The following is a 14,609-nucleotide window of genomic DNA, read 5'->3' as shown; positions in this document are numbered from 1 at the left end:
TTATCTGTTTAATTGGTTAATTGTAAAGCGAAAACTGTTAACTGCTAACTAACCCCTTACTTTTTCTATAATTTCAAAAGTCTCTTTAGTTAAAGACTCGATTTTCTCGTAATCACGTTTTTCGATGATTTGCTTGCTCACCAATTTACTGCCCATGCCTACGGCGCAAACGCCTGCTTTAAACCAGTTGGCAATGTTATTTTCTTCAATTTCTACCCCACCTGTTGGCACAAATAATTGGCCTTGGAAAAGCTCTCTGATAGACGAAAGGAAATCAGGCCCCAATATGTTTGCAGGGAATAATTTAATGATGCCTGCTTGGTGCTGTTGTGCCAAATCAATTTCTGTAGGTGTCATGCAACCAGGAATCCAAAGCAAACCTGCATCATGGGTTACCTGAGCTACCTCTGGGTTTACAATGGGACAAACGATAAAATCGGCACCTGCGCTGATAAAATCTTGTGCCTGTGCGGCTGTTTTAATGGTACCAATACCCAAAAACAAATCCTGCATTTCCGTCTTTAAAGCTTCCTTAATGAATTTAAAATTGCTTAAAGCAGCTTCTCCCCTGTTGGTATATTCAAAAACACGTACACCTCCTTTATAAAGTGCCCTAATGATCTCTAAACTAACTTGGGCATCTTCATAATAAAACAATGGCAATAATCCTTGTTGTTGAATGGCTTGTATAGCGGTTTCTTTATTCTTAGTCATGTTGGGCAATGGTTTGGTGAACGTCTTGAACGGTTGCAGTGGTACAATCGCTAGGAATGTACAGTTTATTGTAGGCGGCAGCGGTGGCAAATTCTAAAATCTGCTGTGGCTCATGTTGGTTGTAAAATCCATAAATTAAACCACCCATATAGCAATCACCACTACCCACTCGGTCTAAAATCTTCTCCGAAAGGTATTCTTTAGATACATACAATTGACCGTTGGTAAACAGCGTGGTATAATATCTGATGCCTTGCATGTAATCGAACCTAAAGGTATTGGCTACGTGCTTGCATTTTGGAAATTTACTAATGATTTCCTTGGAGGTAATTTCAGCCTGTTTAAGATAGTTTTCTTTGGTATCAATGGCTACAATATCAGTTGGCAAAGCAATACCTAACATTCTTTCGGCCGCCCAGATATTTCCCATGATCAAATTGGCATATTTCGCCAGTTCTGGTACGATATCAATAGGCTCTTTGCCATATTTCCAAAGTTTAGCTCGGTAGTTTAAGTCGATAGAAATGGTGATGCCTCTTTCATCAGCGGCTTTCACTGCTTCTAAGCAAATATCTGCCGCATCCTGATTTAAGGCGGGGCAAATGGTACTGAAATGGAACCAAGACACGTCCTTGAAAATCTCGTCCCAGTTTAAAGTATTGGGTTGGATACTGGCAAAGGAGGAATGCGCCCTGTCGTAAATTACGCCAGCATTTTTGAGGTCTTTACCTTTTGGCAAATAATACAGCCCTAGGCGATCGCCACTCAACTGTATTCTCGACGAATCGATGTTACATTTGTTTACGTAACTGATGATTTGCTCGGACATGAAATTATCTGGCAATGCCGAAAAATAGGCCGACGGGACTTCCCACAGTGCCAATGCAGTGGCCACGTTCAACTCTGCGCCCCCCACATAAAAAGGTAGTTCATTATCTGCCAGCCATTGTCCATCTACATCAGGACAAATGCGCAACAGTAATTCCCCAAAACTTAAAACTTTCATTTAACTAGTAATTTGTTTTTAACGGTGTAAAATGTCATGATTGCGGTGAGTTCTTGAACGAATTTTAATCATGATTTCTTCAATTAAAAGCTAAAATAGGCTTTTGCGTTGTTATAACAAATATTTTCAACTAATTGGCTAACCAATTTTATATCATTCGGAATTTCACCGTTTTCCATGTCGGTACCGAATAGGTCGCATAGGATACGACGGAAATATTCGTGACGTGGAAAGGATAGAAAGCTTCTCGAATCGGTAAGCATGCCTACAAATTGGCTCAATAGTCCCATGTTTGACAAGGTATTGATCTGCTTGATCATGCCGTCTTTTTGGTCTAAAAACCACCAGCCTGAGCCCCACTGCACTTTACCAGCCACCGTACCATCTTGGTAATTACCAATCATAGTGGCCATTAATTCGTTATCGGCAGGGTTTAAATTATACAAAATAGTTTTAGCCAATTGGTTATTTGCATCTAGCTTATTTAAAAATTTAGACAATTGCCTACCTTGTGAAAAATCACCGATGGAATCGAAACCTGTATCTGGGCCCAATGAAGATAATAAACGATCGTTGTTATTACGGATAGCCCCTAGGTGATATTGTTGTACCCATCCTCTTTCATGATCCCAAAGCGCAAATGTAAACAGCATCGCTGATTTGAATTTCAGGTTCTCTTCTGCAGTGATGCGCTCTCCTTTTCTAATTTTAAGGAAGATTTGGGCAACTTCTTCTTCGGTATAGTCTTCAGCGTAAATTTGCTCCAAACCGTGGTCAGAAACTGATGCGCCATTTTCTACAAAAAAATCGTGGCGAGATTTTAATGCCGCTAGATATTCTTGATAGTTAGCGATAGGCTTTTCAACGATGCTTGCTAATTTATCAATATACTGGTTCAACGCAACCGTGTCATCAGCATTCATAGCTTTATCAGGTCTGAAAGCTGGCAATACCACTAAATCGATTCCGCTGGCTTTAATTTGTTGGTGAAACTCCAAGTTATCTAATGGATCATCAGTAGTGCATAGGGTTTTCACGTTCATTTTTTTCAACAAACCTAAAACGCTGTATTCCTTGGTTTGTAGTTTGGCATTACATTCGTCCCATATTTTCTTTGCCGTTGCCGGCGAAAGCAAATCGTAAACATCAAAATAACGCTGAAGCTCCAAGTGTGTCCAATGGTATAATGGATTTCTCAAAGTATAAGGAACGGTTTCTGCCCATTTTTCGAATTTTTCCCAGTCAGAAGCGCCTCCGGTAATGTAATATTCATCAATCCCGAAAGTACGCATGGCACGCCATTTATAATGGTCACCATACAACCAAACCTGGGTGATATTCTCGAACTGCTTATCTGCTGCAATTTGCTCCGGAATTAAATGATTGTGATAATCAATAATGGGCATATGCTTTGCATATTGATGATACAAAGTTTTTGCGGTTTCCGTTTGCAATAAAAAATTCTCGTCTAAAAACTGTTTCATTTATACTTATTGGTTTTTTGGTTGTTTGGTGGTCATACAACCACTCACCAACTATTTACGTCACTCTGAATTTATTTCAGAGCCTATTATTTCTTTTTATAGCTGATGCTGAAATAAATTCAGCATGACGAGCGATAAAAACATCCACCCTCATCTCATCCTTGGGACATCTCTACGTTAAATCGAGAGTACTATCATAGCAACGGAAGCGCGGTTATCATTAAGAAGCTGTTTATCATACGTAAAACTTACAACCTATTACTTTATGATTAAACTCCCCCGAAAATAGAGAAGCCGCCGTCTACACAAATCATGGCACCTGTTACAAATTGAGAAGCATCACTTAGCAACCAAACCAAAGCCCCTTTCAATTCATCTGGATTACCGAAACGCTTGAATGGTGTTTGATTGATAACTGCACCACCTCTTGGGGTATAGCCACCATCAGGCGTGGTTAATAAATTGCGGTTTTGCTCGGTTAGGAAGAATCCTGGTGCCAAGGCGTTCATTCTGATCTTATCTCCGTAACGATTGGCCAATTCTACAGCAAACCATTGTGTATAGCAATCTACAGCAGCTTTCCCCATGTTGTAGCCCAATACTTTGGTAATGGCTCTTTTTGAGTTCATGGAAGAGATATTTACAATACTTCCTCTTCCTGTTTCTGCAATGGCTTTACCAAAAACCTGCGTAGGAATTAAAGTTCCCCAAAGGTTCAGGTCCAACACAGTTTTCATGCCGTCCATTTTCATTTCGAAAATGTTATCTTCTGGCTGTAATACACCATCAGGCATGTTACCGCCTGCAGCGTTTACCAAACCGTCTATCTTTCCATAAGCAGCTAACACTTTCTCACGAGCGGCAATCAGCTGTTCTTCGTTCATGGCATCAGCCACTAAAGCGATGGCTTTACCACCGTTCTTGTTGATTTCGTCTGCACGTTCGTTGGCTACTTTTTCGTTTCTGCCCAAAATACCTACAGTTCCTCCTGCCTCAACAATAGCGTTGATGAAAGAGAGGCCTAATATTCCTGTACCGCCTGTTACAACGATTACTTTATCTTTTAATGAAAATGATTGTTCCATTTTTTTTGATTAATGATTAAAGAGCAAAGAATAAAGACCAAGCTCCTAATCAATTATTTATTTTCAATCTCTAAACTCAACCTTCTCCAAAGGGAAGGGAGTTTAAAGTCCATTATCCTATTTTTTTGTAGTGCGTAAAACTTTATAGTTTTTACTTTTAACTCTTTACTTTATCTCAGTTCTCCTACTGCGAAGGTGTCCATATCTGCATAGTCCAAATTCTCTCCGGCCATGCCCCAAATAAAGCTGTAGTTTTTGGTACCAGCTCCCGAGTGGATGCTCCATGATGGTGATAAAACCGCTTCATGGTTAGCCATTACAATATGACGAGTTTGTTGAGGCTGCCCCATAAAATGGATGACTCTTTGGTCTGGTTCTACATCGAAATAGAAGTATACTTCCATTCTTCTGTCGTGCGTGTGTGGAGGAATAGTATTCCAGATAGAGCCTGTTGATAAGGAAGTTAAGCCCATTACCAATTGACAGCTTTGGATCCCATCTTTATGGATATAACGAGAGATACGACGCTCATTAGCCGTCTCTAAAGCACCTAAATCAGCAGAAAAAACATCTGCATGACTTGCAAAAGCTGTAGGATAGCTGGTGTGTGCAGGGGCTGAAAGTGCATAGAAAACAGCAGGATTGCTACTATCTTTACTGCTAAATTTCACTTCTTTAACCCCTTTACCTAGGTATAAGCAGTCTTTTTTAGCCAGATCATAGCTTGTTCCATCGGCAACGATAGTTCCTTGGCCACCTACGTTAATTACGCCCAATTCTCTTCTTTCCAAGAAATATTCGGCACGTAAAATATCATAGTTACCTAAATCTACTACGCTGTTTACCGGCGTAATTAATCCAGTGATCATCCTGTCGTAGTGCGAATAGACAAAATTTGCTTTGTCCGTCGCTTTCAAGTCGTCCAACAAAAATCTTTCTCTGATTTTTTCGGTGTCGTAGCTCTTGAAATCTTCTGAGTGTACTGCTTGTATTTGTTTCATTTTCTATATTTTGGCAATTTTAGTTTGGCGGCGTTTGTTTTATCCTTCGACTAGCTCAGGATGACAAACGGCTATAAAGATACCCCTCTCTTCCATGGGATAAAATCATCTTGGTTAAGCAACACTGCCTTGGGAATTACTTCGCCACTGGCTGCTTTAATGCAATACTCCAAAATGTCTTCGCCCATTTCTTCGATGGTCTTCTCTCCTTCTATCACTGGTCCGGTATTGATGTCGATAATGTCGCCCATACGCTTGGTTAGGGTATTATTGGAGGCTACTTTGATCACCGGACAAATGGGATTACCTGTAGGTGTTCCCAAGCCTGTGGTAAACAAAATCAGGGTAGCACCGCTTGCGGCCTTTCCCGTAGTAGCTTCTACATCGTTACCTGGTGTACAAACCAAGTTTAAGCCTGGTTTGGTAGAAGGTTCTGTATAATCAAGTACATCCACAATAGGTGATGTTCCACCTTTTTTGGCTGCACCATTACTTTTAATGGCATCGGTAATTAAACCGTCTTTGATATTTCCTGGCGACGGGTTCATGTGAAAACCAGAACCTGCATTTTCAGCAGCTTGGCTATAGGCACTCATTAGTTTCATGAACTTTCTGGCCGATGCTTCTTCCATCGTCCTGTCAATCATGTTCTGCTCGGCACCACATAGTTCTGGAAATTCAGCTAGCAATACCGTACCGCCCAAAGCTACTAGCAAATCAGCACAATAGCCTACGGCTGGATTAGCTGAAATACCGCTGAAACCATCGCTACCACCACATTTCACTCCTAAATTCATTTTGCTTAGGGGAGCAGGCTTTCTTTCTATTTTATTGGCTTCCACCAAACCTTCAAAAGTTTTTTTGATGGCCAGGGCAATCATGTTTTCTTCGCTTTGCGATTGTTGTTGTTCGAAAATGAAAAGTGGTTTATCAAAATTTGGATTGCGCTCTTTTAAATCGGCAGCAAAATCAGTAAGCTGCAAGTTTTGACATCCCAAGCTCAACACGGTTACGCCTGCCACATTGGGGTGATCAGCGTAGGCCGCTAAAAGCTTACTCAATACTGCGGCATCTTGTCTGATTCCGCCACAGCCACCTTGGTGGTTTAAGAACTTAATGCCATCAATGTTTTTGAAAAGTCGGTCATGTTGTGCTTCCCCAAAAGAAAGTGGCGCATCTAACGATGAAATAGAAGTCCCATTTTGATAAGCTTCCACTAAATGGCGGGTGTAATTTTTATACTTTGCCGTTACCGCGTAGCCCAATTCATTGTGCAAAGCTTCTTTAATGACATCCAAGTTCCTATTTTCGCAAAAAACGGTTGGAATAAACAACCAGTAATTGGCTGTGCCCACTTTGCCGTCTGAACGATGGTAACCATTGAATGTTCTGCCTTCAAATTTTGAAACATCTGGTGCCTGCCACTCGTAGTGATATGGTCTGAACTCGTAAGGTGCGGCGGCGTGCTTAAGGTTATCGGTAGTCATTCTGGTGCCCAGTTTCACTGGAAACTGAATTTTACCCACTAAAGTACCGTACATATACACTTCATCGCCAGTTTGCATATCCTGTGTATAGAATTTATGCTTGGCATCCACATCATCAACCAATTGGTAGTTGGCACCCCTATAACCAACAATTTGGCCAGCCTTTAGGTTAGTAAGGGCTACCAAAACGTTGTCTTTTGGATGTACTTTTAATACTTGTTGTTTCATTTATATTGCTTTAAGCTGCGCCGACATTTGCTTAGTCAACACGGCTTCTATCCCCTCTTCTAATATCGCTTGGTATTGTGCTTTCACGGTTGAAATAAAACCAGATAATTGGCTCAGATTTGCTTCCCAAAATGCTTGGTCTGTTAAAACTTCTTCTACAAAGTTATTTGGATTTTGGCTGTATTTTTCAAATAAATAAGGTGCAGAGTCATCGTTTAACCGATAACTCGCACCATTATCCAAACCAAAATATAGATCGTTCTCTTTTCTCTGTGCACGAGAAAAGGCCAAGTAAGCCGCAAAACCTAGGGCAATATGCGTTGGAACTTGGTTAAATATTTTATAGTAATTCAGTAACAATGGTAGTATTCTGATTTTCATCTTCATACTGTACTGAAATGCAATGCTGGTCCACAAATGTTCAATAGATGGATTTGCAAAACGGTCTTTAACACTATTGGCAAATGCATCCGTTTGCTTTTTTTCAACTCTATAAGGAATTGCCGGCCCTATTTCATTAGCCATTAAGGTTTCCATATAGCTCGCGATCAACTCATTGTTCATTGCATTTTTAACGGTATCAATTCCCAATAAAAAGGCAATGCCCGAGCTTAGGGTATGTGTACCATTTAACAAACGTACTTTTAGCTCCCTGTATATTTCAATGTCTTCGGCGATAACCACCCCTTGGTCTACCGTAGCGAAAGAAAGCACCTCCGCCACCTTTTTGCCACCTTCAATAGCCCATAAACGATAGGGTTCTGTCATTGAAAGCAGAGTATCTTCGTAACCTAGTTCTTCTTGTAAAATGGCATAAGTCTCCGCATCTGGCTTTCCAGGTACAATTCTATCAACCAAAGAATTGCAGAAATTGTTAGCTTGTACCAACCAAGCCATAAAACTTGCCTCTAATTGGTTATAATAAGCCAATTTCAGCACAATTTCGCCCAGTTTTTTTCCATTATCTGGAATAAGCTCCGTAGCTACGATCACCAATCCCTTGTCTGGCTGACCATTGAAAGCTTGATAACGTTCGTAAAGTACGGCCAATAATTTTGCTGGGAATGAGGTTGGTGGACTCATTTTGATATTTTCCTCTACATATTGAATTCCTACTTCAGTAGTGTTAGAAACAACCATCTGTAAATCTGTAGACCTAGCAATTTCCAAAATCAACTGCCAGTCTTTTTCGGCGGCAATTACCCTGCTGATGGCTGATGAAATGATATTTTCTGAAACAGGAACCCCGTTTTCTATGCCGCGTACACAAAGGGTATATAAAGCATCTTGGGCGTCAAACTCGGCAGTATTTGCCCCTGTTGATTTAACTACGGCAACGCGACCATTGAAAATGCCTTCTCGGTTTGCTTTATCAATAAAATAATCTGGTAAACCTCGCAACAACACCCCAGTTCCAAACTGCAAAACCTTCTCTGGTAAATCAAAGATTTGCGGGCTTGGTACCACCACATTTTCAGTGGCTATCAATTTCAGATTATCTTTTGATAAAATCATCTCTCTATATACTGCTTTTCAAATTATTTGGGCTAATAAAGAGACTTAAAGTACCTTTACTAGCATTTGGTCGAAACAATTCTACATAATTTATGCTAGTAAAATCTCTATTTTGACGCAAATATTTGCGCAATCGTTCCCGAGAACGTAAGGCATTTAGTTCCCCAGATTTTATCGTTGTATAATCTTATTTTTTTATTGCAATAGGCTGTAGAGGTTAATTGATGCTGATGTTTTTTAAATCTTCACGTCCAAAAAATACCGGAAAATACATCATTTCGGCCTTGGCCGGATTTAAAGTATATTGTCCATTATAGCGGGGCATTAAGGTAATTTCGAAAGTATATTTGCCTTGTTTAAGTTTGGTACAGAAGATGGATGTTTTTTCCTTAAAATATTCGCGATGGGTTTCTAACCTCCAATATCCCTGAGATTTGTTTTCATAAGAACATCCGGCGGGAATAGGCACTTCTATCATCACATAATCTGCATCAGCTTTTACTTCAACCTCTACCTTCAAGGTGGCCACTTCCCCTGCCTTTAATATTTGACTAGTTTTTCCTTTTTGAGCAATGGAAGTTCGCACTACAAAATCCTTATCTATTTTTGTGGGATTAGTATTCTGAAACTGCTGATAGGCAGTGAAATAAATTGGCATTGCCCCTTTCTTTTGTAATGATAGCTGGTCATTTTTATCCAACTCTTGTTGGTAAGGGAATTGCTTTACCAAATTGCCATTTAATACCAGCTCAGCAGGTTTTTGATCTGCGTTTCTTTTCAATAGCTCTGCCAGGATAGTTTCCAAAATCAATGAAGACTCATAAGTGTTTCGCCATTTCCCATCTTTTCTTTGCTCCAAGAAATAGTTGATTATTTTTTGTTGTTCTTGTTCGTTGCTACCTGAAGCCTTCAATATTTTATAAGCTAGAAGCGTATTTTGGATGTGATTATCCCAAAAACCCATCTTGTTTTCGCCCCAGTAACTATTGCCAAACATGGTGTTCTTTTTGATTTTCAGCAAACTATCGATGTTTACCTTCACTCCTGCTTCTTGTTTCAAGCGCATTAAGCTCAATTTGTCATACAATGTAGGTACGTAGTATAAAGTTTTACTTTTTTCGATGGCTTGTAACCAATCTTTAGTGACCTCTTTACTATTGAGTAATTTCAGCAGTTCCACTACTTTCAACTTGCTATAGTCTTGCTGACCTACCACCTGTTTACGCAGGTAATTATAAATTTTATCTTTATTAAGTTTTACCTGATAGCCTTCTTTTTCAGATAATAGTAGTGCCTCTACCACATGTAAGCTGATCCAAATTTCTTCATCACCATCTTGCCACCAGCCCCAAGTTCCCTGGCTTTTTTGGGTAGCACTTAGCTTTCTAATCAGGTTTTTAATTTCCTTCTCATACTTAAAGTCTTGCTTTAAATAACTTTTCAGTTGTTTTTGAAGAAGAAGTCCTTTTAACTTGGAAGCCATTTGTTCATTACATAAATACTCGTATCGATGCAGCTGCTCCATTTCATCTAATAGCACAGGGAACAATGAGGCTTCGGCCCTTACTGTCACCTTGCCCAAACGCTTGTCGAAGTTATAATTGATGGTGGTATCGCTATGCAGGGCATTAAAGTAGCCTTTAGTTTCTTTCACCCCTTTTTCGAATACTGGCACTTTTCTAATCTCTCCATCAAAATAACCATTGTCCTGCGTAAGCGTATACTCAAAATACAAGCTGTCTTTTTCAGCCATAGCTTTTACCGGAATAGTATCGATCAATGAGTTTTTGATGGTAACTGTACTGTTCAAGCGCAGCTGTTGGTTGTAGCTCATTTTCCTGAGTACTTTTTCCTCCATTGACGAATAGTTCATCAGTTTTCCAATAACGTTGATGCTATCGCCTTTAATCGCAAATTGAGGAACGGTTAAATTGGCACTTAATGATTTAAAAGATTTAATTTTTGAGGTAGTGGTTCCCGATTGTTTTTTTCCGTTCATGGCAATTACATTGGCATTCCAACTGGTAATATCATCTGGAAATTTTACGGTGAATGTGGCATCACCATCTTGATTGGTATTTAGTTTAGGTTTCCAAAAACCTACATCAGAGAAATTGGTGCGCATGGTTTGTTGTTGTGCGACCAACTCCCCTGCTTCATTCATTATAGTGTTTCCTTTTTTGGTTTTAATAATAATTACCCCATTGGCTGCCCTAGCCCCATAAATGGCTGTTGCACTAGCATCTTTAAGAATGGTAATGTCTGCCAGGTCATCTTTACTAAGGTTTGCCACATCGCCAGCAAAAGGTACACCATCGATAATTACCAAAGGCTGTTCGTTGGCATTAATGGATGCAGCTCCCCTAATCATAATTTTATCACTTCCACCTAAGGAAACACCTGCTACTTTTCCCGCCAATGCATTCTCCAAACTAACAGTAGAAACGGAACCCGTTAACGCACTTTTCAGCATGGTGCCATAACCTGTTACGACTACTTCCTGAAGGTTGTTCGTAGTTTCTTCCAGATAAATATCTCCCAAATTTCCCTGATCAATGTCTTTCTCAACGGTATTATAGCCGACACTCATGATACTTAGTTTTCCTCGTTTAGGTGCATCTACCTTAAAATACCCGTTTTGGTTAGTGCTTACGATTTGTTTTGTTCCTACTACTTTAATGGCCACACCAGGCAATGGCGTTTTATCACTTTTTGCCAAAATTCTTCCGGTAACGAGATTATTAAAAAGAATATCGTCGATTTCTTTATCATTGATGACTTCCAACATTTTAGCATCAATTTTATTGCCACCACGTTTTAACGATTTAACATATTTATCAAGCTCTAAGCTTTTTTGATCTGCTTTTTTGGTCTTAAGCGAGGTCCATTCGTAATAATTTACGCCATTAGGTTTAACTTTTACGTTTTCAACTAAGTAATAAGAATTGTCTTTAAGCAGCAACATGATTTTATAAGTGCCTTCTTCCAAAGAAATTTCCCAATGCATATTACCTGGGTAAATATGCATGAAACTTGGTCGCTCAGGCTGATAGATCACGATGTTTTTTAAATAAGGAGCTTTGATTAAACTATCGGCCAATTTAAAACGCAGCTTTCCTATACGCCCGACTTTTGGCTGTTCGTTTTGAAAGAGTGCCGTGGTGTAGCTCCTTAAATCCAAATAATCATTCCAAATGCTATCAATTTCTACTTTGTCAATAACCTGCTGTAAATAACTGCCGTTACCTGATCTGGGAAATGAGGAAAGTCTTTGATCAAAGGCAAAAGGGCTACGATATGATTTCTGCTTCAACAAACTTGGTAAAAAGGTGTAAGTATACCCTGATTCTCGGATGAACTGGTGGGAAAAATCTTCCGTTTGATACTTTAATAGGTTTTCTTTAAAAGGTCCCACTAAAAACTCGGAGCCAACATTGTTTTGTGGCGCATTTAAAAGTACGGCAGTACTGTCGTAACTAAGCAATAACTTTTCATAAGGCTGACGAAAGTTGGTAATCCTCATCATGTACTTGTCCAATCGCTCTGCTTCCAGATTACTAAGTACATTTTTTTCGGCGGTAACCATAATATTAGCGTTGTTTGACTGCGAAGAAACACTAAAGATGGTCTTTTTACCCGCAACCATCTCTACTTCTTTTAAAACCACTTTTTTGCTGGCTGTTCTAAGTCCTATTTCATGTTTACCTGGCGTAATATCAAATGAATAGGAAGTTAGTTGATCGGCCTTATCAAAAAAAACAGGCACGTCGTCAACATAAACCACATTTACGGGTTCAATCTCCCCATCGTTAATTACGAAAGGAGCAAACTGAGTAATGTTGTTTTTAGCTTTTTCGGTAGTAATGTACAAGTCACTGTGGTTGGTAAATTTGTAGTATTCTACGGTATCCAATCGGAGCGATTGCGCCCATTTAGCCCACAACAGCTTAAAATTGCCCGAAGCTGTTAATTCATTTGCTTCTACGGTTTCCTTTAGTTTACGACTGTAGTAGTTCTTAGAAAATCTGGGCAAGTTAGGTTGTCTAACTGCGCCAAATTTAGTAGTGTGCGCATAAGCGGTAACGTCTACATTTGCTACAGGTTGTGAGTCGACATCTGTCACTTTCACCAGCATATTCACTTTTTGGCCAGGATACACCACATCTGGAGCAATAAGTTTTACGTTTAGCTCATTTGGATTATAAAAAGTGCTGGCCTGATGAGTTTTTTCTTCATTATCCCAAAAATAGCTGATGCTAATATGCACCGCTTTGGTATTGCTGTGCTTTACAAGTGTGTCTAATTGTGTAGCATATCCTTTAAATTTCACTGCATTGCCTGAAAAAACGGTATACCAAAAAGGAATTTTGTGTTCGTTATTGATTTTGACCCTTACCGAATCTTTAGTATGTTGTGCGGCAATGGAAAGCTCTGGTTTATTGTCTGTAAGATAATAGGTTTGTTTCTTGCCTGCATGAAACAGCTCATAATATTCGGCCCTATAATCTGCTTTTATTTTGTGGGCATTAACGGTTGCCGAATCTAAAAGCTCATCGTTAAATGAAAATGATTTAAGTAAAAATGCCTGATTGAATGGCTTATTTTCCTGATTATAAAAAGCTAAGCTATCTTTCTCGAGCTTAACGGTTATCAAATCGGCATTTTCATTTTCTCTGGTCAAATTCACATTTGCATTCTTGCTTTCGTTATTGGAATTTAAAAAATGAGCATTCACCTTAAAATTGATTTCGGCATCGGGAAACACATGCGCAGGAATAATCAATTTTGTTTCGCCTACAGGATCTAATTTTATTTCTTTAGTCCATAATGTATCAGGAGTAAATACACTTTTACTAAAGTACTTCTTAATATTGGAAGTTATTACAGAAAGCTTCACCCTTCCGTCGGGCACTGCCAGTTCATTTTCATCTGTGGCTTTCATGAAAAGAGTAACGGAGTCATTTTTAGCGAAAGTAGACTTGCTTGCTCTCAGCTTGAAATCAATACTTTTCAGCTCATATTCTTCGTAGATAAAACTGTCGCTCAACACGATGTTCTCACTGGATTTTTTACCTTTTTCTACCAACCAAATCTGATATCTTTTATCTAAGGTCATGTTAAGCGAGTCGGCCAATACAAAACTATATTCATAAGCACCATTACGATAAGGTTTAAGACTGGTTAAGGTCTTTTTATCTGTATGACCTTTATATAAGACCACATCTAAGTCCTGGGCTTTAATCTCTTTGCCTTTTTTATCTACCACAAAAGCTTTAAACTGAACTGTATCCAAAGGTTTATATTTAGGTTTACTAAAAACCATATACCCTTTATATTGATCATAATTTTTGTTTGGATATTTTATTTTCCTGTATAGGTTTTTAATGGGCATCCAAGTATAGCGGATTGGAGAACTGTATAATATACGTCTGGTAAAGCTCCAGTTTTTTTTGTAATTATATCTTTCGTTGATTTCGAAAGAAAAAAAGTTGCTTACATTTTGATACTTAACTTTAATTACCTCATCTTTTTTTTGATAGTTGCCTTTATACAAGCCTGTTGCTTGATCGTAAGTCGCTTTTTTACCCTTCCCTATTTGCACTTCGGCATCTTTAACCAAATTCCCTTTTAAATCTTTCACATAGAACTGGAAATGTTTTTGATCGTTTACAAAAGCTATTTCTACATTTTTATAATCGCTTAAGGTATATTCCCATTTGTTTTTTATGGGAGTTGCGTATAGATAATTTCCATAGGAAAGTTTACCTGAATATTTAGTAGCAATTTTAAAGCTGTCTACTTTGGTATGAAGATAACTGTCGTTGATTGCGTATTTCCCGTGAATTGCAATATCCAGCATCTCTTTATCGGTAAGCTGATAGATATAGGTATAATCTCCGGAAGTTTTGCTATTAGATAATTTCTGTTGTGCAGTCACATTGAGACATAACAATACAGCCAAGGCGAAAAGCGTAAAATGTATCTTCATAAAAATGGTTTATTTAAAGATACATTCTATGTCGATATTCCATAAAACTATAGCATTTTATAATTTAGCAAAGATCAGTAGGTGATTAAGGCACAATTTA

Annotated in this window: 8 protein-coding genes; all 8 read right to left on the bottom strand. The window is 38.8% G+C overall.

The features are described 5' to 3' along the window. Positions 1 to 48 precede the first annotated feature (48 nt). On the bottom strand, positions 49 to 714 hold the full coding sequence (gene eda, locus ABDV71_RS17280) for a bifunctional 4-hydroxy-2-oxoglutarate aldolase/2-dehydro-3-deoxy-phosphogluconate aldolase (protein ID WP_343534788.1): 666 nt from the start codon (positions 712 to 714) through the stop codon (positions 49 to 51). After that, positions 707 to 1,720, bottom strand: a complete 1,014-nt coding sequence (locus ABDV71_RS17275; RefSeq protein WP_343534786.1) for a sugar kinase — start codon at positions 1,718 to 1,720, stop codon at positions 707 to 709. The genes eda and ABDV71_RS17275 overlap by 8 nt, the downstream gene beginning before the upstream one ends. Positions 1,721 to 1,803: 83 nt before the next feature. Continuing rightward, the gene (gene uxaC, locus ABDV71_RS17270) at positions 1,804 to 3,204 is read right to left on the bottom strand and encodes a glucuronate isomerase (protein WP_343534784.1); all 1,401 of its coding nucleotides are present in this window, start codon (positions 3,202 to 3,204) and stop codon (positions 1,804 to 1,806) included. A 269-nt stretch (positions 3,205 to 3,473) separates the two neighbouring features. Further along, positions 3,474 to 4,289, bottom strand: a complete 816-nt coding sequence (locus tag ABDV71_RS17265; protein ID WP_343534782.1) for an SDR family oxidoreductase — start codon at positions 4,287 to 4,289, stop codon at positions 3,474 to 3,476. A 170-nt stretch (positions 4,290 to 4,459) separates the two neighbouring features. Next, the gene (kduI, locus tag ABDV71_RS17260; protein ID WP_343534780.1) at positions 4,460 to 5,290 is read right to left on the bottom strand and encodes a 5-dehydro-4-deoxy-D-glucuronate isomerase; all 831 of its coding nucleotides are present in this window, start codon (positions 5,288 to 5,290) and stop codon (positions 4,460 to 4,462) included. A gap of 71 nt (positions 5,291 to 5,361) precedes the next feature. Beyond that, positions 5,362 to 7,005 (bottom strand): altronate dehydratase family protein, encoded by a 1,644-nt coding sequence (locus ABDV71_RS17255; protein WP_343534778.1) that lies wholly within the window; start codon positions 7,003 to 7,005, stop codon positions 5,362 to 5,364. Beyond that, positions 7,006 to 8,520 carry a tagaturonate reductase gene (locus ABDV71_RS17250; protein ID WP_343534776.1) on the bottom strand — a complete coding sequence of 505 codons (1,515 nt, stop codon included), beginning with the start codon at positions 8,518 to 8,520 and terminating at the stop codon, positions 7,006 to 7,008. Between the two features lie 217 nt (positions 8,521 to 8,737). Next, the gene (locus tag ABDV71_RS17245; protein WP_343534774.1) at positions 8,738 to 14,509 is read right to left on the bottom strand and encodes an alpha-2-macroglobulin family protein; all 5,772 of its coding nucleotides are present in this window, start codon (positions 14,507 to 14,509) and stop codon (positions 8,738 to 8,740) included. Between the last annotated feature and the right edge of the window lie 100 nt (positions 14,510 to 14,609).

The organism is Pedobacter sp. (assembly GCF_039594775.1).
Lineage (GTDB): Bacteria > Bacteroidota > Bacteroidia > Sphingobacteriales > Sphingobacteriaceae > Pedobacter.
This window is presented reverse-complemented; position numbering and strand designations above follow the sequence as displayed.